This window comes from Actinomycetospora aeridis (assembly GCF_037400275.1).
GTDB lineage: Bacteria > Actinomycetota > Actinomycetes > Mycobacteriales > Pseudonocardiaceae > Actinomycetospora > Actinomycetospora aeridis.
In genome coordinates this window covers 245581-270855 of the sequence record NZ_JBBEGL010000005.1, presented here as the reverse complement: position 1 = coordinate 270855, position 25275 = coordinate 245581, and the positions used below count along the sequence as shown (strand labels likewise).

23 protein-coding genes and 1 tRNA gene are annotated in these 25275 nt (G+C 71.1%); 10 read left to right on the top strand and 14 right to left on the bottom strand.

Features of this window, described 5'->3' with window-relative positions; all coding sequences use genetic code 11:
- Nucleotides 1-121: 121 nt before the first annotated feature.
- The 4 genes from pstS (at nucleotide 122) to pstB (ending at nucleotide 4035) form a co-directional block, all read left to right on the top strand.
- A complete protein-coding gene (gene pstS, locus WCD41_RS19450) occupies nucleotides 122-1231 on the top strand; it encodes a phosphate ABC transporter substrate-binding protein PstS (protein ID WP_337715399.1) in 1110 nt (369 codons plus the stop codon).
- 136 nt (nucleotides 1232-1367) lie between these two features.
- A complete protein-coding gene (gene pstC, locus WCD41_RS19445; RefSeq protein WP_337715397.1) occupies nucleotides 1368-2333 on the top strand; it encodes a phosphate ABC transporter permease subunit PstC in 966 nt (321 codons plus the stop codon).
- Nucleotides 2333-3247 carry a phosphate ABC transporter permease PstA gene (pstA, locus tag WCD41_RS19440; RefSeq protein WP_337715395.1) on the top strand — a complete coding sequence of 305 codons (915 nt, stop codon included), beginning with the start codon at nucleotides 2333-2335 and terminating at the stop codon, nucleotides 3245-3247. The genes pstC and pstA overlap by 1 nt, the downstream gene beginning before the upstream one ends.
- A gap of 11 nt (nucleotides 3248-3258) precedes the next feature.
- Nucleotides 3259-4035 (top strand): phosphate ABC transporter ATP-binding protein PstB, encoded by a 777-nt coding sequence (gene pstB / locus WCD41_RS19435; protein WP_337715393.1) that lies wholly within the window; start codon nucleotides 3259-3261, stop codon nucleotides 4033-4035.
- A gap of 69 nt (nucleotides 4036-4104) precedes the next feature.
- On the opposite strand, the gene phoU is transcribed toward pstB, so the two are convergent.
- The 5 genes from phoU to WCD41_RS19410 all read right to left on the bottom strand — a co-directional run bounded on the left by phoU (nucleotide 4105) and on the right by WCD41_RS19410 (nucleotide 11337).
- Nucleotides 4105-4761, bottom strand: a complete 657-nt coding sequence (phoU, locus tag WCD41_RS19430; RefSeq protein WP_337715390.1) for a phosphate signaling complex protein PhoU — start codon at nucleotides 4759-4761, stop codon at nucleotides 4105-4107.
- 158 nt (nucleotides 4762-4919) lie between these two features.
- Complete coding sequence (locus WCD41_RS19425) at nucleotides 4920-7244, bottom strand: LCP family protein (protein ID WP_337715389.1); 2325 nt, start codon at nucleotides 7242-7244, stop codon at nucleotides 4920-4922.
- A gap of 181 nt (nucleotides 7245-7425) precedes the next feature.
- Complete coding sequence (locus WCD41_RS19420) at nucleotides 7426-8388, bottom strand: GGDEF domain-containing protein (RefSeq protein ID WP_337715387.1); 963 nt, start codon at nucleotides 8386-8388, stop codon at nucleotides 7426-7428.
- A gap of 226 nt (nucleotides 8389-8614) precedes the next feature.
- A complete protein-coding gene (gene dusB / locus WCD41_RS19415; RefSeq protein WP_337715385.1) occupies nucleotides 8615-9733 on the bottom strand; it encodes a tRNA dihydrouridine synthase DusB in 1119 nt (372 codons plus the stop codon).
- A gap of 20 nt (nucleotides 9734-9753) precedes the next feature.
- The gene (locus WCD41_RS19410; protein ID WP_337715384.1) at nucleotides 9754-11337 is read right to left on the bottom strand and encodes a Rieske 2Fe-2S domain-containing protein; all 1584 of its coding nucleotides are present in this window, start codon (nucleotides 11335-11337) and stop codon (nucleotides 9754-9756) included.
- Nucleotides 11338-11425: 88 nt separating this feature from the next.
- Here WCD41_RS19410 and WCD41_RS19405 point away from each other — a divergent pair, with 88 nt between their 5' ends.
- Entirely contained in the window at nucleotides 11426-12463 is a 1038-nt protein-coding gene (locus WCD41_RS19405; RefSeq protein ID WP_337715382.1) for a PHP domain-containing protein, read from the top strand.
- Here WCD41_RS19405 and WCD41_RS19400 read toward each other — a convergent pair.
- Both WCD41_RS19400 and WCD41_RS19395 read right to left on the bottom strand, forming a co-directional pair.
- Nucleotides 12453-13241 carry an ArsR/SmtB family transcription factor gene (locus tag WCD41_RS19400; protein WP_337715380.1) on the bottom strand — a complete coding sequence of 263 codons (789 nt, stop codon included), beginning with the start codon at nucleotides 13239-13241 and terminating at the stop codon, nucleotides 12453-12455. The two genes, WCD41_RS19405 and WCD41_RS19400, sit on opposite strands and share 11 nt — an antisense overlap.
- Before the next feature lie 372 nt (nucleotides 13242-13613).
- Entirely contained in the window at nucleotides 13614-14132 is a 519-nt protein-coding gene (locus tag WCD41_RS19395) for a hypothetical protein (RefSeq protein ID WP_337715378.1), read from the bottom strand.
- A 524-nt stretch (nucleotides 14133-14656) separates the two neighbouring features.
- On the opposite strand from WCD41_RS19395, the gene WCD41_RS19390 reads away from it, so the two are divergent.
- A tRNA-Lys gene (locus WCD41_RS19390) sits at nucleotides 14657-14733 on the top strand.
- A gap of 132 nt (nucleotides 14734-14865) precedes the next feature.
- On the opposite strand, the gene WCD41_RS19385 is transcribed toward WCD41_RS19390, so the two are convergent.
- Nucleotides 14866-15195: a GYD domain-containing protein gene (locus tag WCD41_RS19385; RefSeq protein WP_337715376.1), complete on the bottom strand. Its 330-nt coding sequence runs from the start codon at nucleotides 15193-15195 to the stop codon at nucleotides 14866-14868.
- Nucleotides 15196-15271: 76 nt separating this feature from the next.
- Nucleotides 15272-15673, bottom strand: coding sequence for a nuclear transport factor 2 family protein (locus tag WCD41_RS19380; protein WP_337715374.1), 402 nt, complete (start codon nucleotides 15671-15673; stop codon nucleotides 15272-15274).
- A gap of 1913 nt (nucleotides 15674-17586) precedes the next feature.
- On the opposite strand from WCD41_RS19380, the gene WCD41_RS19375 reads away from it, so the two are divergent.
- The 3 genes from WCD41_RS19375 (at nucleotide 17587) to WCD41_RS19365 (ending at nucleotide 21303) form a co-directional block, all read left to right on the top strand.
- Nucleotides 17587-19635, top strand: a complete 2049-nt coding sequence (locus WCD41_RS19375; protein WP_337715372.1) for a cutinase family protein — start codon at nucleotides 17587-17589, stop codon at nucleotides 19633-19635.
- A gap of 433 nt (nucleotides 19636-20068) precedes the next feature.
- Nucleotides 20069-20518 (top strand): cupin domain-containing protein, encoded by a 450-nt coding sequence (locus tag WCD41_RS19370; protein WP_337715370.1) that lies wholly within the window; start codon nucleotides 20069-20071, stop codon nucleotides 20516-20518.
- 242 nt (nucleotides 20519-20760) lie between these two features.
- Complete coding sequence (locus WCD41_RS19365; protein WP_337715368.1) at nucleotides 20761-21303, top strand: dihydrofolate reductase family protein; 543 nt, start codon at nucleotides 20761-20763, stop codon at nucleotides 21301-21303.
- A gap of 3 nt (nucleotides 21304-21306) precedes the next feature.
- Here the strand turns inward: WCD41_RS19365 and WCD41_RS19360 are convergent, their stop codons facing one another.
- A complete protein-coding gene (locus WCD41_RS19360) occupies nucleotides 21307-21705 on the bottom strand; it encodes a VOC family protein (RefSeq protein ID WP_337715366.1) in 399 nt (132 codons plus the stop codon).
- Nucleotides 21706-22018: 313 nt separating this feature from the next.
- On the opposite strand from WCD41_RS19360, the gene WCD41_RS19355 reads away from it, so the two are divergent.
- A complete protein-coding gene (locus tag WCD41_RS19355) occupies nucleotides 22019-22609 on the top strand; it encodes a hypothetical protein (RefSeq protein WP_337715364.1) in 591 nt (196 codons plus the stop codon).
- A 4-nt stretch (nucleotides 22610-22613) separates the two neighbouring features.
- Here the strand turns inward: WCD41_RS19355 and WCD41_RS19350 are convergent, their stop codons facing one another.
- The 4 genes from WCD41_RS19350 to WCD41_RS19335 all read right to left on the bottom strand — a co-directional run bounded on the left by WCD41_RS19350 (nucleotide 22614) and on the right by WCD41_RS19335 (nucleotide 25266).
- Nucleotides 22614-22940, bottom strand: a complete 327-nt coding sequence (locus tag WCD41_RS19350; RefSeq protein ID WP_337715362.1) for a hypothetical protein — start codon at nucleotides 22938-22940, stop codon at nucleotides 22614-22616.
- Between the two features lie 5 nt (nucleotides 22941-22945).
- Complete coding sequence (locus WCD41_RS19345; protein WP_337715360.1) at nucleotides 22946-23266, bottom strand: protealysin inhibitor emfourin; 321 nt, start codon at nucleotides 23264-23266, stop codon at nucleotides 22946-22948.
- Nucleotides 23263-24447: a M4 family metallopeptidase gene (locus tag WCD41_RS19340; RefSeq protein ID WP_337715358.1), complete on the bottom strand. Its 1185-nt coding sequence runs from the start codon at nucleotides 24445-24447 to the stop codon at nucleotides 23263-23265. The genes WCD41_RS19345 and WCD41_RS19340 overlap by 4 nt, the downstream gene beginning before the upstream one ends.
- Before the next feature lie 285 nt (nucleotides 24448-24732).
- On the bottom strand, nucleotides 24733-25266 hold the full coding sequence (locus tag WCD41_RS19335; RefSeq protein WP_337715356.1) for a hypothetical protein: 534 nt from the start codon (nucleotides 25264-25266) through the stop codon (nucleotides 24733-24735).
- Nucleotides 25267-25275: the final 9 nt, after the last annotated feature.

The following is a 25275-nucleotide window of genomic DNA, read 5'->3' as shown; positions in this document are numbered from 1 at the left end:
CTGCGTTCACCTTGCTAGCTCCGTGTGTCCACCCTGCCTGCCTACCGTGCGCGTCGTGGTGCGAGCCCGCGCCGCAACACGCCCGCATCGAGGTGGGCACGACGGACCCGGAGGATTCTCTGTGAGGTATCAGCGGCGCGTGGCGGCGGTCGGTCTGATCGCCGCATCGGCGCTCGTGCTCGGCGCGTGCGGCAGCGACGAGAACGCTGGTGGCGGCGGGGTCACGGCAGTCGAGGGCGTGCAGTGCGGCGGCAAGCCGGACCTGCGCTCCAGCGGCTCGTCGGCGCAGAACAACGCCATGACCCGTTTCGTGGCGACGTACCAGCAGACCTGCCAGGGGCAGACGCTGAACTACACCCCCAGTGGCTCCGGTGCGGGCCGCAACGAGTTCCTCGGCGGTCAGACCGACTTCGCCGGCTCGGACTCGGCGCTCAAGGACGGCGACGAGACCAACCGCGCCCAGCAGCGCTGCGCCTCGCCGGCGTGGAACCTGCCGCTGGTGTTCGGCCCGGTCGCCGTCGCCTACAACGTCGCGGGGGTCACCGACCTCGTGCTCGACGGCACCACCACGGCCCGCATCTTCAACGGGCAGATCACCACCTGGAACGACCCGGCCATCGCCGCCCTCAACCAGGGCAAGCAGCTGCCGGCCGCCCCGATCGTCGTGAACTTCCGCTCCGACGAGTCCGGCACCACCGAGAACTTCCAGAAGTACCTGGTCGCCGCCTCGAACGGCGCGTACGGCAAGGAGGCCGCGCAGACGTTCAACGGCGGTGTCGGCGCCGGTGCCCGCGGCAGCCAGGGGGTCGCGGACGCCACCAAGAACACCCCGAACTCGATCACCTACGTCGAGGCCTCCTTCGCGCAGCGCGGCGGCCTGGCGATGGCGCAGATCATCAACGCCGGCGGCGGCGCCCCGGTCGCCCTCTCGCCCGAGTCGGTGGGCGCGGCGATCAACAACGTGCAGGTCTCGGGCCAGGGCAACGACCTCAAGCTCGACCTGAACAGCCTCTACCAGGCGAGCGCCCCGGGTGCGTACCCGATCGCGCTGGCCACCTACGAGATCGTCTGCTCGAACTACGCGGACGACCAGACCGCCTCCGCGGTCCGGGCGTTCCTCTCGACGGCGCTCTCGCCGAACGCGCAGCAGGCCCTGCCGGAGGCCGGCTACGTCCCGCTGCCCGACCAGTTCAAGCAGCGGCTGACCACCGCGGTCAACGCGATCCAGTAAGGCCCGGTCAGACCGATTGACCAGCGACGACGAGGCGGACGGAACCCCGGCTGTGACCGAACGCACCACGGAGCAGGCCCCGTCGCGGAGCTCTCAGGACGAGAGTTCCGCGGCCGGGTCGTCCACCATCGACACCGTGACCGAACCCGACCCTGCTCGTGGGCGGTCCCAGGGGTCTCCCATCCAAGGACGCGGTGAGCGGATCTTCCGAGGGCTGACCTCGGGGTCCGGCCTCCTCGTCGTCGCGGCCGTCGCGGCGATCGGGCTCTTCCTGCTCGTGCAGGCGGTGCCCTCGCTGCTGGCCAACAACGCCAACTTCTTCACGTCGCCGGTGTTCGACACCCGCGACGCGGCGAACCTCAACTTCGGTATCCGTGACCTGCTCGTGGTCACGCTGCTGTCGTCGCTGTTCGCCCTCGCGATCGCGATGCCGATCTCGCTGGGCATCGCGCTCTTCCTCACGCAGTACACGCCGAAGCGGGTCTCGCGCCCCTTCGCCTACATCATCGACCTGCTGGCCGCGGTGCCCTCGATCATCTACGGCCTCTGGGGCATCGCGGTGCTCGCGCCCGCGCTGCTGCCGATCGCCGAGTGGCTCTCGGGCAACCTCGGATGGTTCTTCCTGTTCGCGCCCGGCAACCTGCCGGTGCTCACCGGGACGATCTTCACCGGCGGCGTCGTGCTGGCGGTGATGATCCTGCCGATCATCACGGCGGTCACCCGCGAGGTGTTCTCCCAGACCCCGCGCTTCCACATCGAGGCGGCGCAGGCGCTCGGCGCCACGCGCTGGGAGGTCATCCGCATGGCCGTGCTGCCCTACGGGCGCAGCGGCTACATCGCCGGCTCGATGCTCGGCCTCGGCCGCGCGCTCGGCGAGACCATCGCGGTCCTCATCGTCATCCGGGCCGCCACCACGCCCTCGGGCTTCAGCCTGTTCGACGGCGGCTACACGTTCGCCTCACTGATCGCCTCGGCGGCCTCGGAGTTCAGCCAGCCGCTGCCCACCGGCGCCTACATCGCCGCCGGCCTGGTCCTGTTCGTCCTGACCTTCGTGGTCAACGCGATCGCCCGCGTGGTCGCCGGCGGGAAGGTGAACGGCTGATGAGCACCGCGACCGGGCTCGACGCCCCGGACCGGCCCGCGAACGGGCCCACCTTCCAGGCCCTCAGCACCGGCCGGAAGATCAAGAACAGCGCCGCCACCGTGCTGGTGACGCTCGCGTTCCTCATCGCCCTCGTGCCCCTGGTGTGGGTGCTCGTGACGGTGGTCGGGCGCGGCATCGGCGCGATCCTCTCCGCCGACTGGTGGGGGCGGTCGCTCTCGGGCGTGCTGCCGGAGTCGTTCGCCGGCGGCGTCTACCACGCCATCTACGGCACGATCATCCAGGCGCTGCTGGCCGCGATCATCGCGGTCCCCATCGGCATCCTCGCCGCCGTCTACCTCACGGAGTACGGCCGCGGGCGGCTCGCGAAGGCGACCAGCTTCATGGTCGACATCCTCGCCGGCGTGCCGTCGATCGTCGCCGCACTGTTCATCTTCGCCGCCTTCATCTCGATCCTGGGCGGCACGCAGAGCGCGTTCATGGTGTCGCTGGCCCTGGTGCTGCTGATGCTCCCGGTGGTCATCCGCAACACCGAGGAGATGCTGCGGCTCGTGCCCGACGAGCTGCGCGAGGCCTCCTACGCCCTCGGCATCCCGAAGTGGAAGACGATCCTGCGGATCGTGCTGCCGACCGCGCTGTCCGGCACCGTCACCGGCGTCATGCTGGCGCTCGCCCGCGTCATGGGCGAGACCGCGCCGGTGCTGGTCCTGGTCGGCTACTCGCAGTCGATCAACTTCGACCCGTTCTCCGGCAACATGGCCTCGCTGCCGCTGCTGATGTTCTCGGAGCTGTCGAACCCGGAGCCCTCCGGTCAGTTCCGCATCTGGGGCGCGGCGCTCACGCTGATCCTCATCATCATGATCCTGCAGCTCGGGGCGAGCGTCGTGTCGCGCTTCTCCGCCATCTCGAAGTAGAGGGAATCCCCGTGGCCAAGCGTCTCGATCTGAAAGACGTCGACATCTACTACGGCGACTTCCACGCCGTGCAGAGCGTGAACCTGTCGGTGGCCCCGCGCAGCGTCACCTCGTTCATCGGCCCGTCGGGCTGTGGCAAGTCGACGGTGCTGCGCACGCTCAACCGCATGCACGAGGAGATCCCCGGCGCCCGCGTCGAGGGTGAGGTGCTCCTCGACGGCGAGGACATCTACAACCGGTCCTCCGACGCCGTCGCCGTGCGCAAGACCATCGGCATGGTGTTCCAGCGCCCGAACCCGTTCCCGACGATGTCGATCCGCGACAACGTCGTGGCCGGCCTCAAGCTCTCCGGGGTGCGGGACAAGAAGAAGCTCGACGAGGTCTGCGAGGCCTCGCTGCGCGGCGCCAACCTCTGGAAGGAGGTCCAGGACCGCCTCGACAAGCCGGGCGGCGGCCTCTCCGGTGGCCAGCAGCAGCGTCTGTGCATCGCCCGCGCGATCGCGGTGGCGCCCGACGTGCTGCTGATGGACGAGCCCTGCTCGGCGCTCGACCCCATCTCGACGCTCGCGATCGAGGACCTCATCGCGGACCTCAAGAAGGAGTACACGATCGTCATCGTCACCCACAACATGCAGCAGGCTGCGCGGGTGAGCGACCAGACGGCGTTCTTCAACCTCGAGGCCACCGGCAAGCCCGGCAAGCTCGTGGAGATCGACGACACCGAGAAGATCTTCTCGAACCCGACCGAGCAGGCCACCGAGGACTACATCTCGGGCCGCTTCGGCTGAGTCGTCCCTCGAACGCACGAGAGCCCCTCCCGCCGCCGGCGGAAGGGGCTCTCGTCGTGATCGGGAGGCTCAGGCCTCGGGGGTGTTGGGCATCTTGCCGGTGACCATGTAGACGACACGGCGGGCCACGGCGACGGCGTGGTCGGCGAACCGCTCGTAGAAGCGGCCCAGCAGGGTCACGTCGATGGCGGGCGCGACGCCGCTCGGCCATTCCTTGCTCAGCAGCAGGGTGAACAGGTGGCGGTGCAGGTCGTCCATGGCGTCGTCGTCGGACTCCATGGTGAACGCGAGCTCGACGTCGCGGGTCAGGATGACCTGGCGGGTGTCCTGGGCGAGGTCGAGGGCGACCCGGCCCATCTCGGCGAAGTAGGGGGCGACGTCGTCGGGGAGGACCTTGGCGGGATGCCGCCGCCGGGCCGCCTTCGCGACGTGGAGGGCGAGGTCGCCCATCCGCTCGAGGTCGCCCGCGGAGTGGATGGCCGCGATGACCGACCGGAGGTCACCCGCGACCGGCGCCTGCAGGGCGAGGAGGCCGAACGCCTGCTCCTCGGCCTGGCTGCGCAGGGCGTCGATCTTGTTGTCGTCCGAGATGACCTCTTCGGCGAGGTCGAGGTCGCCCTCGAGGAGGGCGGCCGTCGCCTTCTTCATGGCCTCGCCGGCCATGAGGGACATCTCGGCCAGCTCGCCCGAGAGGGCGTCCAGCTTCTCGTGGTAGGCCGTGCGCATACCGCGCAACCTACGCGGAGCCGCCGTCGCGCATCCGTCCGCGGCGTGAACCGGGGATGAACGAGACGGAGGAAACCCCACGTCAGAGGGGTGACCCGCGTCGCTGCGATTCGTCCGTCGGACGCCGAACGTCGATCACCGCCCCGAGCGGCGTGGCGTCAGGCGCAGGACGCGTCGGCCGCGGTGATCGTGGGGTTGACCGGTGCCGCGGGGGCGCCGCCCGACGGGCCGGCGCTCGATCGGATGCGGCCGGAGAAGTCGTCGCCGAGGACGAGGGTCAGGGTGCCGGACCCCGTGGCGCTCGGCTCGAGCGTCGCGCCCGGCACGGCGGCGGCGAGGGACTGCGCGGCCACGGCCTGGTCCGGCGAGTAGCGGATCGCCGTCCCGGAGCTGTCGGTGGAGATGCCGCTGTCGTCGGGGACGACGCCGAAGCCGGCTCCCCGCAGACGCTCGGCCACCGTCGCCGCGGACGGGCCGCTCGGGACACGGGACTCCGACGACCCGCCGTCGTCGCCGCCGTCCTCGTCGCTGCTCTCCCCCGACGAGTCCGATGAGTCCGACGACTCCGACGACTCCGACGAGTCCGACGAGTCCGCCGGCGACCGGGCGTCGACCAGGCGCACGTCGACGGGGGCGGGGGCCGGGGCGGGCGCCGCGGGAGCGCCCGGCGTCCCCGGCAACGGGCGACCCTCGATGATCGCGGTGAACATCGCCCGTTCCTCGGCCGGGCGCAGGACCTCGTTGCCGCGGTCGTTGGCGATGCCCGTGGTCGGGACGGTCACGAAGCTGACGGACTGCGGGTCGAGGCTCCCGAGCGACTGCGCGAGCGTCAGGAGCTGGTCGGAGCCGATGTTCTCCCCGAACGTCGACCGCGAGATCGCCTCGACGAGCCCGTTGAGGCGGCTCGGGTCGAGCAGCGTCCCGGCCGAGAGCACCGAGCGCAGCAGGGCGCCGAGGAAGCGCTGCTGGCGCTGGATGCGGCCGTAGTCGCTGGACGGGTCGCCCTCGACGTGCCGGGCGCGGACGTAGTCGAGCGCCTGCTGTCCCGAGAGCACGGTCGGGCCGGGCCGGTCGATGATCGGGCCGAGGATGCCGTCCTTCACCGGCCGCTCGACGCAGATCGGCACGCCGCGCACGGAGTCGACCATGCCCTGGAAGCCCTGGAAGTCGACGCCGAGGAAGCGGTTGATCGCGAGACCGGACAGTTCCTGGACCGCGCGCGTGACGCAGCGCGGCCCGCCGGCGGCGTACGCGGAGTTGAGCTTGACCCGCGGGGTCGGCGGGAGCATGTCCGGCGAGTACGCCCCCGACACCGGGTCCCAGCGCTCGCAGGCAGGACGGGTGATCTCCAGGTCACGGGGGAAGGACACGACGGTGACGCCCGTCCGGTCCTCGGGCACGTGCACGATCATGATCGTGTCGGTGCGGGCGCCCGGGACGTCGGCGGTGTCGCCGGCGTCCTCCGAGGCCGGTGCCCCCGCCCGGCTGTCCGAGCCGACGACGAGGAAGTTCTGGTCGCCCACCTGCGCGGCGGCGTCCTGGATCGCCGGCGAGTTCGGGTCGAGCGCCCCGATCTGGCGCACCGCGGCCTCGACCCACGACGCCGCACCCCACCCGAGCCCGCACACCACGACGACGAGGACCGCGCAGGTGGCGGTCATCAGCCGCATCACCCGGGGCCACGTCCACCCGCGCCGCCACGCCGCGAGCCGGACGCCGACGGAGGCGAGCACCGCGGACGTCGCGGCGAAGTCGGTCTCACCCTCCCGCGCCTCGGCGGCCGGGCGGCGACGCGCATCCGGATCGGCGGGCGGCGGGGCCGCGGGCGGGGCCGCGGGCGGGGCGGCGGGCGGATCGGGGGCCGGGTCGGGGAGCGGGTCGGGCGGTCGGGTGGCGACCGGTCCGTCGGCCGGTACCTCGGCCGTCGGTGGCGGCGGCGGCGTCCGCGGAGTCGGCGGCGTCGGCGCGACGGGCGCCGTCGGGACCGGGGCGGGCTCGGCGTCGGGACCCGGTGCCGCGCGGGGCGGTGGTGGGGCGCTGCGGGTGTAGCGGGGCGGGGGCGTGACGACGGTCGACGCCTCCGTCGGCGGCTCCGCGGGGGAGGGCGCGGCCGGCGAGCCGACCCGCGTGACGGCCCGCGCGGGCACCTGGCCCGCGGGGAGGGTGACGGCGTCGACGGGCGCCCGGGTGGAGGGCGGGGACGCCGCGGCGGGCGAGGGGATGCCCGACGACGGAGTCCTGGGCGCCGAAACCGCCGAGGAGCCGTGTGACGCGAGCGCCGCACTCGGCGAGCGCAGCCCGAGGCGCGGCCCGCTGCGGCGTGTCAGGCGCACCATCGTCGGGCGCCGACCGGCGGGAGTGGCGACAGGGATGCGGAACGGCGCCGACGCCGGGCCGCCGAGGGCGGACGTGCGAACCGCGTCGGATCCGGTCGTCGCGGGGCGGGAGCCCCGGACCGGGTCACCGGCGCGGTCGTCGGTCACGCAGCTCCTCGAGGGGTCGCGGCCCCCGAACGGTCGACCCGGTCCGGGGAGGTCAGCAGCGGGATACTACGGCGCGTCGCGGACCCCCCGGCGTCGGCCCCACTACGCCACGCGGACACCCGGACACAACGGGCACCACACGACCGGGCGACAGGAGAATGCGCGGACGTTCAGGTTCGGCTCACGCGGACGGGAACGCGCGGCGTGCGGCGGCCGCGATGCCCCGGCGACCGGACGCCGCGCCGGCGAGACGCACCTCGCCGTCGGCGCCGTCGCGGTAGGCCACGGCGTTGCGACCGGCCCGCTTGGCGACGTAGAGCAGGGCGTCCGCGGCGTCGAGACCCGGCGACCCGGGCCGGGTGGCGTCGCCCAGGCAGGCGACGCCGACGCTGACCGTGACCCGCAGGTCCTCCGCGATCTCGTGCCACGGGTGCGCGTCGACGCGGGCGCGGGCCTCCTCGCACACCCGCACCGCCTCGGCCGGGTCGGCGCCCGGCAGGACGAGGGCGAACTCCTCGCCGCCGTAGCGGGCGCAGAAGCCGTCCTCGGGGAGGTCCTCGCTCATGAGGTCGACGAGGCGGCGCAGCACCTCGTCGCCGAGGGCGTGGCCGTGGGTGTCGTTCACTTCCTTGAAGTGGTCGACGTCGGCGAGCGCGACGCACGCCGAGGACCCGGCCGATCCTTCACGCAGCGTGCCCAGACGCTCGTCGAGGTAGCGGCGGTTCCAGGTGGCCGTGAGGCTGTCGCGGCGGCTCTGCTCCCGCGCCTCGGCCCGTTCGCGACGGAGACGATCGACCTCGACGCGTAACTGATCGGGCACGCCGGCGGGCAGCGTCTGCTCGTCGCGCACGAGCGAGACGGCGGCCTTCATGTGGTGGTACGCGCGGCGCCAGTCGCCCCGGTCGGCGAGGACCTCGGCGGCAGCCTCGTGGGCCCGGGCCTGGTCGGCGCGCCCGTCGGGCGTCGGCTCCGGGGAGGGGACCGTGTCGAGGCCGACGATCGGCGCGGTGGGGAACCCGCAGGTGACGGGCGTCTCGCGAGTGATCGGGGGGTGGGCCGGGGCCTCGGCGCCGGTGTCGTGCGCCGACCCGACGGTCGTCCCCGCCGTGCTCCCACGCCCGTGGAGCAGCCCGACCAGCCGCACAGACACCACCTCCGTCCCTGCCTCCAGTGTCGCCCCGGATCACCGCCGTGTAACGGTCATTCCCCGCGTCGCCACCAACTTCAGTCGTCCGGCGCAGGTGACGCTGCGTAGACGGATCAGGCGGCGACCCGTTCGGCCCACCTTGAGTCGCCCGCGCCGGTGGTCCTGCGAGAACGGCCTGTGCCAGCCCGTGACGTGAACTCGGCGTTGGGTACGAAGAGTAGCGTCAGCCGCCGCTGTGCATGACGTCGGCGGCCGCCGGCACGGTGTCGTCCTCGGGGTCGTCGAGCCAGCCCTCGGGCAGCGTCACGTGGGCCGGCGAGCCCTGCCGGCCGCGCGGCCCGTCGGCGTCGGCGGGGAAGGGCAGGTCCGGGTCGAGCCGGGCCAGGAGCTCGTCGAGACGGTCGAGGCCGTCGATCATCCCGAGCTCCCGGCGCAGCTCCGAACCGACCGCGAAACCGTGGAGGTACCAGGACATGTGCTTGCGCGAGTCGCGGACGCCCTTGTGGTGGCCGTGGTGGGCGATGAGCAGCTCGACGTGCCGGCGCATGACCTCCGCGACCTCGCCGAGCGTCGGCGGGGTCGGGATCGGGCGTCCGGCCAGGGCCGCCTCGAGCTCGCCGAAGAGCCACGGCCGCCCGAGGCACCCGCGCCCCACGACCACCCCGTCGCACCCGGTCTTCTCCATCATCGCGACGGCGTCGGACGCCGCGAAGATGTCGCCGTTGCCCAGCACCGGCGTCGTCGCGGGCAGGGCGTCGCGCAGCTGCGTGATCCGGTCCCAGTCGGCGTGCCCCGAGTAGCGCTGCGACGCCGTGCGCGCGTGCAGCGCCACGGACGCCGCCCCGGCGTCGGCCGCGATGCGCCCGGCGTCGAGGAACGTCACGTGGTCGTCGTCGATGCCGACGCGCATCTTCACCGTCAGCGGCAGCCCGCCGCGCGACGCCGCCTCGACCGCCGTGCGCACGATCGAGCCGAACAGCCGGCGCTTGAACGGCAGCGCGGCCCCGCCGCCGCGGCGCGTCACCTTGGGTACCGGGCAGCCGAAGTTGAGGTCGACGTGGTCGGCGAGGTCCTCGTCGACGATGCGGTCGACCGCGCGCCCGATCGTCACCGGGTCCACGCCGTAGAGCTGCATCGAACGCGGCTTCTCGTCCGCGTCGAAGGCGATCATCTCCGCGGTGCCGGGGTGCTTCTCCACCAGCGCTCGCGCGGTGATCATCTCGCAGACGTAGAGCCCGGCGCCCTGCTCGCGGCAGAGGCGACGGAACGCGACGTTGGTGATGCCCGCCATCGGCGCGAGCACGACCGGCGTCGGCAGCTCGAGGGGACCGATGCGCAGCACGCTTCCTACTCTCCCAGCTCTCAGTTCTGGATCTTGGCGGCGCGGATCTCGTGCCCCGCCGAGGTCAGGCAGCGGCCGGTCCGGAGGTTGAACTTCCAGTTGTGCAGCGAGCACGTCAGGATCTCGCCGTCGACGGAACCGAACTTCGACAGGTCCGCCGAGAGGTGCGGGCAGCGCGCCTGCACCGTCCACCCGTCGAGCTCGATGTCGCGCCCGTCGTCGTTCTGCGCGTCGTACCAGTTCTCCACGTAGTCCATCCGCTCCTCGGACAGACACTTGAAGAACGTGTAGAGGTACTCGTTGTACTGGCCCACGCGGGTGGCGGAGAAGCGCACCGAGAGGAAGAGCGAGTTCGACCAGTCGACCTCGCCGGTGTCGATGTTCGTCTGCACGAGCGTCGCCGGCACACCCCAGCGGTAGCGGGCCTGCTCGCCGTTCCAGACGCGGATCTCGCGGGCGGGGAAGTCGAACGCGAGCGAGAGCGTGCCGTCGGCGTCGACGCCCGGGGTGTCCGCGGGCATCTCGTGCAGGTCCATGCGGACCGGCCCGCCGATGCCGTCGCACATGTGGTCGGCGCGCTTCATCAGCGGCTCGATCCACTCCTTGAGCTGGCGCAGGATGTCGGGCTGCGGCGCCGACCAGCGCGCCTTCTGCGCGTCGATCGCCGGACGGGCCCGCTCGGCGAAGTCGCGCAGGTAGCGCTCCTTGTCGAGGAAGATCGTCTCGATCTCGGCGTCGCTGACCGGGTGCGTCAGGTCGTCGACGGTGCCGTGTCCGATCTCGGCGGTGGTGCCCGGCAGCAGCAGGTGGCCACCGTCATGCCCCAGCTCGCGCATCCGACCCAGGAACTCCCACTGGTCGGTGAAGATCGACTCGTCCTCGACGCCCTCGTAGCCCAGGCCGTTCCACCGGAACAGCTCGTCGTCGAGGAAGCAGGGCGGGCCGGCCGTCGGGAAGATGTGCGGCGCCCCGACCTCGCGGATGTAGCGCATGGCCCGGTCCTCCTGGCCGATGCGCTTGCGGCGGGCGAACTCGCGCTTCGCGGCCTTGGGCAGGTCGTAGACCATCGGCCACCAGATCGCGCCGGAGAACTGCGTGAAGTGCGCGTCGTAGGCGCCGAACTCCAGCAGCTTCGGGATGTCGAGCGGGTGCGCGTCGTTCTGGTTGACGACGCGCGCCGTGCCGTCGTCGAGGGAGAGCGCCGAGTCGCCGATCGGCCCGTCACCCGGCCCCTTGAGCGACGTGATCATGAACCGGAGGCCGCCGTCGAGCTCCTGCGGGACGCCGGTCTCGGTGCGCACGAAGTGCTTGAAGCCCAGCGCGCGCAGCTCGTTCTCGAGCTCGTCGGTGGGGTAGTCCGGCAGCAGGACGCGGGCGTCCTTGGAGACGTTGTCGCGCAGGTTGTCCGCGTCGAAGTGGTCGCGGTGCAGGTGGGAGACGTAGAGGTAGTCGCAGTCCCCCAGCGCACGCCAGTCCAGCTGCGTGTTGTCCGGGAACGGCACCCACGACGCGAAGAACGTGGGGTTCACCCACGGGTCGCACAGCACGCTGCCGCCCGTGGTCTCGAAGCGCATTCCCGCGTGCCCGACTCCGGTCACCCGCACGAGCAGACCACCTCCATGACGTCGCTCCTCAGCGATTGTCCGCGTCGCCGTGGCCCGCGGCGGCTCCGGGTGGGGTATCCCTGACCACGTGACCGCCCTTCCCGTCGACGGTGACCCGATCGCCGCACTGCGCGCCGTCGCCTTCTACCTCGAGCGTGAGCGGGCCGAGACCTATCGGGTGAAGGCCTACCGCTCCGCGGCCGACAAGCTCGCCGAGCTCGACCCCGACGACGTCGCGAGCCGCGCCCGCGCCGGCACCCTCACCGACCTCAAGGGCGTCGGGAAGAAGACCGCCGCGGTCGTCACGGAGGTCCTCGACGGCGGGACGTCGGTCACGCTGACCGACCTCGAGTCGCGCCACACCGAGCCGGTGGCGGGCGGCGCGGACATCCGCGCGGCGCTGCGCGGCGACTGCCACACGCACTCGACGTGGTCCGACGGCGGCAGCGACATCCTGGAGATGGCCCGCACGGCCCGCGACCTCGGCCACGAGTGGATGGTGCTCACCGACCACTCCGAGAACCTCACCGTCGCCAACGGCCTGACCCCCGAGCGGCGCCGTCGTCAGTTCGACGTGATCGCGCAGGTCAACGAGGAGCTCGCGCCGTTCCGCCTGCTGCGCGGCATCGAGGTCGACATCCTCGAGGACGGTGACATCGACGCCCCCGACGATCTCCTCGAGGAGCTCGACTTCGTGGTCGCCAGCGTGCACTCGAAGCTGCGGGCGCCGAGCGAGCTCATGACCGCCCGCATGATCGCCGGGGTGTCGCACCCGCTGGTCAACGTGCTCGGGCACTGCACGGGCCGTCTGGTCACCGGCGGACGGGGGACGCGGCCGCCGTCGACGTTCGACGCCGAGGCCGTGTTCGACGCGTGCATCGAGAACGGCGTGGCCGTGGAGATCAACTCACGGCCGGAGCGCCTCGACCCTCCGCGCCCGCTCCTGCGTCAGGCCCTGGCGGCGGGGTGCGAGTTCGTCATCGACACCGACGCGCACGCCCCCGGCCAGCTCGACTGGCAGCCCTACGGCGCCGAGCGCGCCGAGGAGTGCGAGGTGCCGATCGACCGGATCGTCAACACCCGCTCCGCCGACGACCTCGCCGCCTGGCGGCACCTCACCCCGTAACCGCGATCTCGCCGGTCTCGAGCACCGACTTGAGGTTCGACAGGATGCCGGGCCAGCCCTCGGAGACGCCCGCGCGCATCTCGCTGCCGGGCGCGAAGTCGTCGTGGGTGACGGTGAGCTTCACGGCCTGACCGGCCGGCTCGATGTCGAACGTGACCTTCGAGATCTTCTCCTGCTGCAGTTCGGCGAGCCGCTCGTCGCTCCACCCGAACATCTCCGCCATCTCGGGCTGGTAGTTGTGCCAGCTGTACGACAGACGCCGGGGCGGGTCGGCCTCGAGGACGCGCTGGTCCCAGTCGTGGTGTTCCTCGCCCTGCATCGACCACAGCACCGTCGAGCCCGGGGCCCAGTCCGACCTCGGGCCACCGCCGTCGAAGTAGCGGGTGATCCACGCCGGGTCGGTCAGTGCCTGCCAGAGCTTCTCGGGCGTGGTGCGGATGTAGGTCACGTAGACGAAGTCGTCGGTCATCTCGGTCTCCTCGAGCGCGGTCTTGAGGTCGGCGAGGGCCTCCGCCCGCGCCCGGTCGTACCGCCGGATCCACCGGTCGGCGACGTCGTTGATCGGCGCGGCGTTGAGGTGGTGGTGCTTCTCGCGCCCGTGCCACGACGTGACGACGAGCCCGGCCTCCTCCAGCACCCCGAGGTGCTTCGCGACGGCCTGCCGGGTCATCGCGAGGCCGTCGCACAGCTCGCGCAGCGACTGGCCGCCGCGATCGCGCAGGGCGTCGAGCAGCGCCCGCCGACTGGGGTCGGCGAGGGCACGGAACACGTCGTCCATCACCACTCCGATCAGGCAACCAGGAGGTTGCCTGATCGAGCATAGGGAACCGTTCGGTTGTCTGTCAACGGAGGGGTGCGCGAAGCCGTTTGCGGGGTGATCGATCCGCGCCTACGTTGGGATGTACACGGGAGAGGAGGTGGTCCAGCGTTGATGAACGACAGGACTCGTGAGGTGTCCGTCAGCTAGTCGCTCGAAGGCCGTGGAGTGGCCGGACCGCAGGCAGTGATCCTGCGGCAGGGCGGCCAGCGAATCCAGGCAGGACACCAGCCCCCGGAGCCCCCGACCGTCGTCCAGTCGGGGCCCGATCCGCCCGGCATCGCCGGACGGGACGGGAAGCCGCTCCGGGGGCCTTCCTGTCTCCGGGGCCCGCTACCAGCGCGAGGCGTGCAGGCGGTCGTCGACACCGAAGGACGAGCCGTAGGGCGCGTCGAAGTCCGAGCCGTACGGACGCTCTCCCGTGACGGGCGCCGAGGTCTCCCCGCGCGGGTCGCCCGCGAGCGGGCGGTCGTCGAGGGCGGAGGCCCAGCTGCCGACGGGCTCGTCGTAGCGGCCGAGGGCGTCGGACCGGCCCAGCGGCCCGTCGAGCGCCGAGGGGGACGAGCCGAGGGGCAGGGAGTCGGACGGCGCGTCGAGCGAGGAGCGGGACTCGGGCTCCGGAGCGCTGATCCGGGTCCGGCTCGGCCCGGGGCCGTGGGGGCCGGTGCCCGGCAGGCCGCCCTCGGCGACCCACTTCGCCTCCTGGGCGATCCGATAGGTCTGGCACGGCCAGCTCGCGCGGGACCCGCCCTGGAAGCACTCGCGGCAGAGCTGCTGCCCGTCCGGCACGTGCTCGGCGAGCACCTTGCGCCAGACGTCGGGCATCTCGGACATGACGACGGCCATCGACATGCGGTGGCTCCTCTCCGTGCGGCCGGCCCGCCTGAGTCGTCAAGCGTGCCGTCGGGGCCCGCGGGCAACCGTCGCGGCGGGTGAGGCGTCGAGAACGGGGAGTGCTCGACCTACCGCATCGGTCGTGCGTCCCGGAGGCGGGACCTCCGGTACCCGCTGTTCGTACTCGTTTCCGGGTCGCCGCACGACAGTGACCCGACGGTGACCATCGGTGACGCAGGGTCAGGCCGGTGCTCGGCGTTTCGTCCCGGCGTGTCTCGGTGGTCGGCGGCGTGTTCTCGAGATATGTGCTTCTGAGCTGGTGAAACGCTCGGTCGCGGCCTCCAGGTGTCACACCGGATCACCGGGCGGGGCACGACCGGTTGCACCGAGTGGGGCTCCGTGCGCGGAGCGCGCACGCATCTGGTCGCCGTGAGGCGTTCGCCGAACGCCACGGCGGATGCGCCGAACGGCTCAACGTGTCGGTGGTTCGCCCTGCTCCGCGGGTGCCCGGTTAGGCTCGTGCTGCGGCTCAGCGCGGTCGCGGGCCTCTAGCTCAATGGGTCAGAGCTACGGACTTTTAATCCGTTGGTTGTGGGTTCGAGTCCCACGGGGCCCACCAGTCTCTGGCCAGCGCCCGGTTCGTCGTCGCCTGTCAACGTCAGTCGTATAGATGCTTCGCCGGCGCCGCTCGATGCTCGAGCACGGCGCGCCCTGGCGGCGATGCCGGCTCGGGCCGTCAGGCTCCGCCTGATCACCGCGCGGGCCGGTACTGAGACGCCACGTCCTGTGCGCGCTCCAGCGACTGCTTCCACTCCTGGGTACTCAACAGGCGCGTCGTTCGACCCGACCGGGCCGCCCCTCCCGCGCCGATGGTCAACGCCACGCTGGCCGCTGCGGTGTCGTCCGGGGCGTCGAAGACGATCACTACGTCGCGCTCGCCGAGGGGATGACCGGCGGCCACGACGGTGACGCCGGCAGCGTCGTAGAGGGCCCGGGTGGCCTCCAGGCGATCCTGGGGCTCGCGAATCTGGGCCGCCAGCGACTCAGACGTGTAGGCGGCCTCGTAGATGTACAACGGCACGATCGACCTCCGCTGACGACGCTTCCTCGGCGGCAACCGGGGACCGTCGGTCCCGCGGTGGGAACACAGCTACTCGTCAGTGGCCGAGCGCAACGTGGAGAGCGTGGGCATCGGAGATGTCCTCGAAGGAGGCCTCCAGCCCGTCACGCATCCGGATCACGTGCGCGAACCGGGATCGGAACGACGTGCCGCTCTCCCGAGCGGTCCCGGCGAACCAGCCGAGCACGACGACCACGTCCCCGGCCTCCAGGAACTCGTCTGGAATCACCGTGAACTCGCTCCAGTCCCCGGGAACCGGGGCGAACACGCCGTCCACGATCGCCTGGGGTCCGACGTAGCGGCCCTGATAAGGCCCGGCACACTCGATCCACTCGATGTCGGACTGCATCACCGCGAGGACCCCTGGCACGTCGCCGCTGTTGAAGGCGTCGTACGCGCCCTGGACGGTGGCAACGTTGGTGCTCCGCGTGGTCGTCACGGGGGCCAGCATCCACCGCGTCGCCACGGCACGGACATGACGGCAACTACGTACTGGTCCGCGCCCCTGACGACGGTGAGTGCCACATCGAGCACCAGACGTCGAGCGACGGCCTGAACGTCCTTCAGCGCGGGTTTACGTGCGCAGACCAGCCGGGCCCCTCGACGACCACAGTCACCGCTGGCGCGCAGCCAGCCCGGCTCGACCCGATAACCGGTTCCATGACAACGAAGCGCGTCGCGAGGCGCTAGCTCGCCTTCAGGAGCTCGCTGGACGTTAGATGTGGGAATCGTCGGTGGCGCTGTCGCCGGCGGCGACGGCGAGGTCCCCGAGGCGTTCGTGGCTGACGGCGAGGTCGCGCTGGTAGCCGGCGTTGCCGGGGTCGGCGCCGGCCAGGCGCTCGGCGATGGCCAGGCTCGTGCGGTACTCGGTTCAGGTCTCCCCGCCAGCCACCACGAGGACATAGCACCCCAGGACTAGGGGCCCAGGTCGTTCGGCTCGTCGGGTGCTCCACCTGGCCCCTGGTCCCGGTGCGCTCCGAGAGGACCTGGCCGACGGGGAAACCAGACCCAGCCCGCCAGGTCTTCGACGATGTCGACGAGCTCGGACAGCGCGCCGGACATGACAGCACAGCATCAGGCCCATGCCTGGGGCGAGCCCGACGCCTCGGTCGCGCTCGCCGAGGGAGCTGTCGTTCCGACGTCGGACGCCGGGTCGCGCCAGGTGGAGGTGTCGTGGTGGCAGCGGGGTGACCTCGGGTCGGTAACGACGTCGTTGTGCTGGACGACGAGCGGCAGGACCAGACGATCGCGGCCCGAGCGACTGAGTGGAGGCGGGTTGGTGGGGGATCTCGCCCGGCGCGGGAAGATCGGTGCGCGCCTGACGGCCGCCTCGGCGTCGGTTCTTCTTCTCAGTGGTGTGAGTGTCGGTGCTGCAAGCGCCGCGGGAGCGCTTCATGTCGGGGGCGGAGAGATCGCGTCGCGAGTCGTTGCCCACTACGCATCGACGGTCGGATTGGGTCCGAACCTCAACGAACAGCAAGGCGCGGAGAGCGGTGTGCAGGGGCCGGGCGACGCGGCCGTCCCTGATTCCTCGTGCGAGGCCATCCTCGACATCGACCCGCAAGTTGTCGCGTATCGAGCCGTGGTCGATCGGGTGGCTTCGAGTTCGCCGGGCTCGCAGGCTGCGCAAGGCGATCTGGACGCAAAGCGGGTGGACCGGGCTGTTGCCCTGTGCCCGGGCTATCCGATCCCTGACGACGGTCGGCTACACGGGGTCCCGACGTGTGCAGCTGCAGTTTCAGAGCGGGACTTGGCTCGACGTCTCGCCGAGGGCTTCAGCGCCGGTCTGCCCGAGGACGACGACGCGTTCTACTACCAGCAATTGGCTCTCGCCGCGGAAGCGTCAGCAATTGAGGCGTGCAGCGACGGAGAGTCACCTGGGACCGGAGACGAACCTGGGAGTGGCGGCGGAGGCCTGACGGGTGGGGGAACCAGCGGCGGCGGCAGCAACGGGGCCGGTAGCACCGGCGGCAGTAGCGGCGGCGGCAGTAGCGCGGGCAGCCCATCAGGGAGCAGTCCGTCGGGTGCGTCCAGTCCGCCTGGTGGCGTATCTGCTGATCGCACTGCGCCTGCTTCGGAGGAGGTCGTAGGGGAGTCGGACAGCGAGGCTGCCGCGGACACCAGCGGACGAGGTCTCGGGTCGGCCGGAAGCGGTGCAGGCCTCGACGCTGCTGAAACGGCGGTCGACGGCTCCCAGGATTATCCGCAGGGAGGGGTCGAGGCGGGCGACGGTGTCCGCATCACCGCTGTGGCGGCAGCCGTCCTCGTCGTTGTGGCCGCCATCCTGGTATTGCTTGTCACGGCTCTGACCGCTCGGCGTGGCGGGCGCTGCGGCTCCGCCGGAGCTCGGCGGTGATCGGCGTGCACCGCGCGAAGCTGTCTGCGCTGATCGTCGTCCTGCTCGCCGCGCTGGCAGCACCACTCGGGCCCGCGGCAGTGTCGGCCGCGCCGGCGGATATCTGCCCCGACGTCGTCTTCGTAAGCGCACGTGGGTCGGGCCAGCCCTCGGAGGAGGGCACCGAAAGCCTGGCCGGATCGCCGGAGACCGCGGCCATCCTTGAAGGGCTCCGCGCCGAAGTGGCTCGAAGTGGACGCAGCGTCACCTCGCAGACGATCAACCTGAACTATCCGGCGTTGTCGGTCGGCTCCATGGCGGCCTCGATCCCGGCGTTCCTCGACCGGCCGACCCGCGCCCGGCTTGATGCGGTGCGGACCGATATCGCGGACTACTTCGATGGCGAGCGCGAGGCCGAGACCGGCTTCTCGCAGGCAGTAGGCCAGATCACCGCGCAGTGCGACTCGATTCGCGAGCCACCACGGCTCGTGCTCGTCGGCTACTCGCAAGGTGCGCTGGCACTGCACAACTATCTCGTGGACACCGCATCGCAGGACCAGCGGGCGACGTCAACAATCATGGGCGCGGTGCTTGTCGCCGACCCCGCACGGCTACCGCTATCAGAGGTGCGGAACCTGAGCAGCGAAGGCACTACACCTTCGACCACTGCCGGCCTCTGCGAGGCCCTCGGATTCCTGCCCCCAGTTGGTCGGCCGTCGTGCCTCGAGGACTACGAGCCGGTGGCCGACATCCCCGAGTCCCTGCACGAGATCACCACGCAGCTGTGCGCGGATGGCGACCTCGTGTGTGACACCACCAGAATTCTGACGACTCAGCCTGCTGCAAGTATCCCTCTCGCCGTCGCCGACGGCCTGCAGACCCACACGGACTGCGACGCCTATTGCGGTGAGGACGCTCGTGCTGCCGGGCGCGAGATCGGGGAGCGTCTCGTGGACCGAGGAGCGGGCACCACTGGAAGCGCCGAGGTACCCGCCGAAACGGTCGGCACGGTCGAGCGCACGTCGAACGACTACCCCGAGCTCCCCGGCCTTCGGGGGATGTCCGAGCCGGTCGCCGGCCGCGACGGACGCGTGTACGCGTCGGCAGTGTGGTCCTGTCCGAGCTGTGAGCTCACCTTTGGCCGCACCTACGGTGTCGTGGGGTTCGATCAGGACTCCGGCGCACTCGAACGTGTCCTGCCGCTCCCCTACGACGCTCGGTTGCGCGAGTCCACCCGCAAGCCCGGAGTCGACGACGCGGGCAACGTTTGGGTGCCGGCCCAGGCAGACGACGGGTCCTCGGGCCTGGTGCGCTTCGCTGCCGACGGCAGCAGGACCGAAGTCGCCGAGCCCGCCGCCATCGAGGCGATGAACTTCGACCCGCTCTATGACCCCGCGAATCTCGTGTCCTTACCCAACGGCGGATTGTGGGTGATGAGGGGCGAAGTGGCTTACCTGCTGAGCAGCGACGGCACAGCTGGTGACCTCGTTCGCCCCCCAGGCTCCGATCGCTTCCACTGGTCGCCGGGCGTCGCCGACAACAGCACCCTGTGGTTCACCAGCTACGGGCACGACGGAACCTGGAGTCTTCTCTCACTCGCCCCCGACGGAACGACCACCGAACGCGAGGTGCCCATCCCGGCGACGCGACAGTGTCCGGAGCGCTTCTCGCCGACCGTGATGGGCATCTTGGGGTCCGGGGGCGTCGTACTCCATCATGGCGGCGCCGGATGGAAGGCAGGCTGCACGCAGGGTTCCGTGTACGACCCGGTTGCTCGTGTCTTCATCGATAAGAACGGCCTCTCAGCGTCTGGATACGGAGTCGCGGGGCGGGATGGCCGCTTCTGGACCGCCGGGTGGTACTGCCCGGAGAACGACGCCCGCGGCGGTTGCGACATCGCGCGCTGGGACGCCGCCTCCGACGTCACAACATGGGGGGAGTCGTGGACCGCTCCGGACGGCCGCGACTCACAGTGGGCTCCGGCGGCGACGTCGAACGGCTCGGTGTGGATGACCTTCGACCAGAAACTGATTCGTTGGCGCTGGTCGCCCGCCGCGACGGGATAGGACGCCGGACATGGTCCCGAGCGCCGACCGCCCCGTATCCCCTGCCACGGGCAACCTCGTTTCCGACCTCGGTCCCGCTGAAGGTCCGCACCGCTCGATGCTTCAGCTCCAGGGGTCGGGCGTCGGGATCGGCGTGGACCTTGGGGCGTCCTGAGGCTCGTGGTGCGGCTCGTGGTGCGGGTCGTGGTGCGAAACAGTGGCTACCGGTGGTGCATGGTGCGGGCGGTGAGGCCCACGCCGACACTGTTGTTGCTGGTAGAGGAGGCAGTAGTCGACCTGCTGTGATCTTTTGATCCGTTGGTTGTGGGTTCGAGTCCCACGGGGCCCACCAGCAGCCGGCCAGGAGCGATGGGGCCGGCGGGTGATTGTGCTCCTGCGAGGACCGGTTCAGGCTTCCTCTGTCCGATGAACCGTTCAGACCGGGCAGGGATCCATGGCCGACCCGCTCACTTCCCTCCACGGCGCCGCTCCTGCCTTCCGGGAGGTCCTGACCTTCGCGGGGCTGACCCTCGTGGTCCACGTCGACGGCTCCACGACCGGCGGGGCGTTCTCGGTGATCGAAGAGCTGCCGCCTCTGTCGGACACCCCGCTGCACGTCCACGAGAACGAGGATGAGTACTTCCACGCCGTCGAGGGCGAGCACGTGATCCGGATCGGCGACCGGGAGCACCGGCTCGCTGCGGGCGAGAGCGCGTTCGCCCCGCGAGGGACCCCGCACGCGCAGCGGCGGGTGACGCCCGGCGAGGGGCGCGTCCTGGTTGTCATCTCTCCGGCCGGTCTCGAGGGTTTCTTCCGCCGCCTTGCCGCCGCGGAGGCCCGCGGCAGCCTCGACGGTGAGGCCCGCGAGGCGGCCTCCCGCGAGTACGGGATCACCTGGCTCTAGTCCGGCCCGGACGTGCCCCGTTTCGTCACCACGATCTCGACCGCCGCGGATCGCGGACCGACAGCCCTGCCGTCCGCCGGCGGGTCGAGGCGGGCGACTCTTCCACGAGAATGCTTCGATTCCCGAAGCGATTCCGCCAGAGCGACGGCGTCCCTGGCGAGCGCGAGGTTCCCGAACCCGACGCTGCATCCGACAACGGCGGTGGTCTGTTCGGTCCTACCGAATGACGCTACGGTCCTGAAATGCGATCTCTCCGGTACTCGATCAACGTCACGCTCGACGGCTGCGTCGACCATCGCGAGGGCACGCCCAGCGAAGGGGTTCACCAGCGCGCCGCGGACATGATCGCCCGGGCCGACGCCGTGATCTTCGGGCGGAAGACCTACGAGCTGATGGAGTTCTGGCGGGAGGAAGCGGCCGGCCCGAACCCGGGCCTCTTCGCCCGCAGCATCGACGCCGCCCGGAAGTACGTCGTCTCGAGCACGCTCGACGACGTCGACTGGAACGCGGAGCTGGTGCGCCCCGACGATCTCGAGGCCACCGTCCGCCGTCTGAAGGACGAGCCCGGCGAGGAGCTGTACTGCGGCGGCGTCCAGCTCCCGCTCGCCCTGGCGGACCTCGGGCTCATCGACGAGTACGAGTTCTGGGTGCACCCGCGGCTCGCCGGGCACGGCCCGACGCTGTTCGCCGGACTCGCGCAGCCCCTCGCGCTGGAGCTCGTCGGCCGTGAGGAGTTCGACGGAGGGGTCGTGGCGTCGCGGTACGTGCCGCGACGGGACGGCTGAGCCCTACGTCGGCTGGACCACCGAGATCACCTGGTCGTCCGGGTCGCGGAACCACGCGATCAGCACGGTCCCGAAGTCGGCGATGCCGCGCTCGTCGGTCTTCCACGGCGGGTCGTCGTCCATCTCTTCCATGACGACACCGCGGCGCCGGAGGTCGGCGACCGTCCCCGGCAGATCGTGCGTCTGGAACGAGGCCAGCGGCCACCCCGCCCGACCGGCGTAGCCGGCGTTGCTCATCAGGTAGAGGAGGGTGCCGCCGCCCGCCCGCAGGAAGTGGCCGCCGCCCGGCACGGCCTCCCCGGCGAGACCGAGGGTCTCCTCGTAGAACTCGCGGGAGCGGTCCATGTCCGACACCGGGATGACGGTGGCGACCGGGAGGTCGGCGGGGGATGTCGAGGACACGTGGTTCTCCCTCGTGGTCGGCAACGCGTTGCGATCCTAAAAGAGGAGCGGTGAGTAGGTCAATCGAACTGCGGACCGCTCGTTCGTGGTTCCCGCTAACGATCGACCGGCCGTCGCGATGAGGAGATCGACGATCCGCCGCCAGGGCGGGTCGAGCGCATTCGTCGGGGGATCACATGCGCCGCGCGGCCGGCACGTCCACCAGCTCCTCGCCGTCCCGGCTGGGGCTGCGCAAGCCGCTCACCAGCACCGGTCGGCACGCCGCACGATCGGCCGTCGCTCCCGACCCGGAGCCGCCGACGGACGTCATCCCGTGGTGACGCCGCGCGGCGACAACCCGACCCGGCCGGCCCTCGGTCTGGGCGAGCTGGTGGGCGTCGCGCTGCGCGCGCTCCACCGACGGGTGCCGGGCGGGCTGCTCGTCGCCCTCGTCGCGGCGGGTTTCCTCGGGTCGCTGACCCCGCAGCCGAACGAGTCGGGTTCGTCCACGCGGAGCTCGAGCGGGGCATCGTCGTCGACCGCCAACGGCGCGTACCTCGGAACCACCCCGCTCGGCTGCGACGTCCGCCGCTACACCGCGAGCGGTCATTCGCATACCGCGACCGAGCCCTACTGCACGCAGACGAAGCTCGCCTCGCTCCTCTGCGACCTCGAGCTCAGCGGCGACGACCCCGACCAGCTCGTCGACAACCGCACCAGCTCGGTCGGCTGGCACAGCAGCGCCGGCGCCGTCGAGTTCTACAGCTACCCCGAACCCATGGGTCACTACTTCCTCTGCGCCAACTTCCTCACGGGCCGCGCGGGCACGCTGACCGTCACCGACGAGGAGTGGAGCCGGCTCATCTCGGTCGGCGACGAGCTGCCGTCCGAGCTGAGGGGAAAGCTCGCGCGCCAGGGCCGATGACGACTCACGCGAGTTGGACGATCTCCGTCTCGCCGATCTCTTCGGTGTATGTGTAGAGCTCCCCGCGCTTGGCGTCCGTGTCGAAGGAGATCGCCAACGGCGAGTCGTGCCGGAGGATGTCCACGATGGCGGAGAACCGCTCGAGGGCGTAGTACATGACGACCACGTCTGTACCGAGGCCGCCGCCGGTGTTGGGCGCGTTGGCCCAGAACTGCATCTGCACGACCCACTTGCCCCCGGCGTCGCAGTCGATGATCGCTCGCAGCTCGTTGGTCGGGTCGGCACTCACCGTGAAGTATCTGATCCTGTAGCTGTCGAACAGCTTGATCACGTTTGTCACCGGTCTCCTCCCGATGAGGGGGCGTGCCGCCGGACTCGCTCGAGGAGGTCGGCGACCGCCGGGTCCATGGTCGAGTCGTAGGCCTTGATCACGGACTGCTCGCCGTGGTCGTCGACGACGACGCGGTAGCTCTGCTCGTCGGGACGGGCGCGGTGCTCGCCGCTGTCGCCGGCCGTGCGCGCCACCGCCGTCCTCGCGACGCCCTCCAGTGCGGCGGCGTCCGCGGACGCCAGGTCCGCGGTGTCGACGACGGTGTCGGGCTGGGCTCGGAGGACGGCGGCGGCGAACCCGCCCCGCTCGGTCACGGTGATCTTCAAGCGCGTGCTTTCCGCAAGCCGTTGACCTCCTTGGTGAGGGCCTTGATCTGGCCGGCGAGCTCGTCGACGCGGCTGGGCAGGACCGCGGCGGCGGTCCCGTTCCCGTTGCTCGCGGCGCCGGCGCTGAGCCGCATGCTCAGTGGGGACGCCCCGGTGATCGTGATCTCGACTCCCTGCCACGCGGCGAAGACCGCCTGCTGCTCCGGGCTGCCCGTCCCGTAGAGCTGGCCGGCCTTCGCGAAGGTCGTGTCGGCGAACTCCTGGAAGACGGTGTCCGCGGACGAGGCCTTGAGGGACTCGTACCAGATGATGGCCGGTGCGCCCCAGGAGTTCCCGCCGATCCCGGTGGCGACGAGGTAGAACGCCTTGTTCGGGATGCCCGAGTTGATGTGGACGCCGCCGTTGTCGTCCTCGTCGGTGTCGGGGAGGTGGACGAACTTGCTCATGCGGTCGGGCTGGGGGTCCTTCCCGCCGAGCAGCGGGGTGTCGTACGCGGTGCCGGGCGCCTTCATCGAGCGCAGCGCGTCCGCCTCGATGCCGGGCGTGAAGATCTCTGGGCCGATGAGCCAGTCGGCCTGGTCGGCCGTCTGCCCGAGCTTCCACTGCTTGACCACCGACCCGAACACGTCGGAGATCGACTCGTTGAGCGCCCCGGACTGGTTGTGGTAATCGAGTCCGGCGGTGTGCTCGGTGACGCCGTGGGTGAGCTCGTGGGCGATCACGTCGAGCGAGCCGGTGAAGTCGCTGAAGATGCGACCGTCGCCGTCACCGAACACCATCTCACGGCTGTCCCAGAACGCGTTGTTGAACTTCTGTCCGTAGTGCACGTACCCGTTCAGGCGCATCCCTTTACCGTCGATGGAATTGCGCTGCAGGATCTCCCAGTAGAAGTCGCGCGTGGTGCCCAGGCCGTCGAACGCCGCGTTCACCGAGGGGTCGGCGGTGGGCGGGTCGTCCTCTCCGCGCTCGACCGTGGCCTGCGAGAGCACCTTGATGTGGTGGCAGTCGGAGATGGTGCGGCGACCACCCGCCGGCGCCGCGACCGCGGCGATGGCCCGGGCGATCCGCTCGCCACGCAGCCGTGACGTGCTGGTCAGCGTGGCGACGGCGGTGCGGCGGATCTCCTGGTCGTCGCTGTCGAGGAGCGCGTTCAGGATGTGGGGAGGGAGGATGCAGTTCACAGGACGGCCACGGTGATTCATTTCCGGCTCCAGGGATGCGCCATCCTCGACGCCCCGCGCCTCGAGGTGCGTCACATGGTGAACCGGTCCCCGAGAGCCTCCTACCGCTGTCCGCATGACACGGTCTGCGGGCGGCCGACTCGACGTCATCGACTCACTACCGAACGCATCGGTCCGACGGCTGACGAGGGCCACGGTGCGCCGTTTCCGACCATTCCGTCCGAGAGATGCCCATTCCGGTCGTCGCGCCGCGCCCGCCGTTTGCCAGCCTGGCCGATCAGGTCGTCAGGCGGTCGCCCAGCCGGACACGGTGTCGAGCGCCTCGCGGTCCGTCGCGCCAACGCCCGGTTCGGCGGCGGCCGCTTCCGCAGCGGCCCGGCGCTCCGCGGGGTCGGGCGAGGTGAGCGCGTGGACGTGGTCGACGAGCGTCCAGAGATAGCCCTTGGGGTCCCGGCGCCCGCCGGGCGCCCGGTCCAGGGCGGCGCGCAGCGTCTTGACGGCGGTCTTCTCGCTGTCGGGGACCCACTGCGCGTCGATGCCCCGCAGGAGCCGGTCGAGGGAGGCCTCGGGCAGCCGCCCGTCCTCGGCGAGGGAGGCGAGGGAATCGAGGACCCGGGCGCGGATGCCGCCGGCGTCGTCGTCGACCATCGCGCACCAGGTCACGACGGTGCCGAGGGTGGTCGCGCTCTCCGCGTCGAGGGCGCCCTCGCGCCACCACTCGCCGAGGGTGTCGGCCCAGGGGCGGCGTTCGTCGCGGTCGTCCGACGACATCGCGTGGAGCAGCGGGCGGAGGCGCTCGAAATCCGTTGTCTCTGACATCGTCGGCGA

Coding starts and splice junctions, on each gene's coding strand:
- WCD41_RS19400 (WP_337715380.1), bottom strand. CDS start 13,241: ATGGACGACGTGTTCCGTGCCCTCGCCGACCCCAGTCGGCGGGCGCTG.
- WCD41_RS19395 (WP_337715378.1), bottom strand. CDS start 14,132: ATGTCGATGGCCGTCGTCATGTCCGAGATGCCCGACGTCTGGCGCAAG.
- WCD41_RS19370 (WP_337715370.1), top strand. CDS start 20,069: ATGGCCGACCCGCTCACTTCCCTCCACGGCGCCGCTCCTGCCTTCCGG.
- WCD41_RS19365 (WP_337715368.1), top strand. CDS start 20,761: ATGCGATCTCTCCGGTACTCGATCAACGTCACGCTCGACGGCTGCGTC.
- pstA (WP_337715395.1), top strand. CDS start 2,333: ATGAGCACCGCGACCGGGCTCGACGCCCCGGACCGGCCCGCGAACGGG.
- WCD41_RS19335 (WP_337715356.1), bottom strand. CDS start 25,266: ATGTCAGAGACAACGGATTTCGAGCGCCTCCGCCCGCTGCTCCACGCG.
- phoU (WP_337715390.1), bottom strand. CDS start 4,761: ATGCGCACGGCCTACCACGAGAAGCTGGACGCCCTCTCGGGCGAGCTG.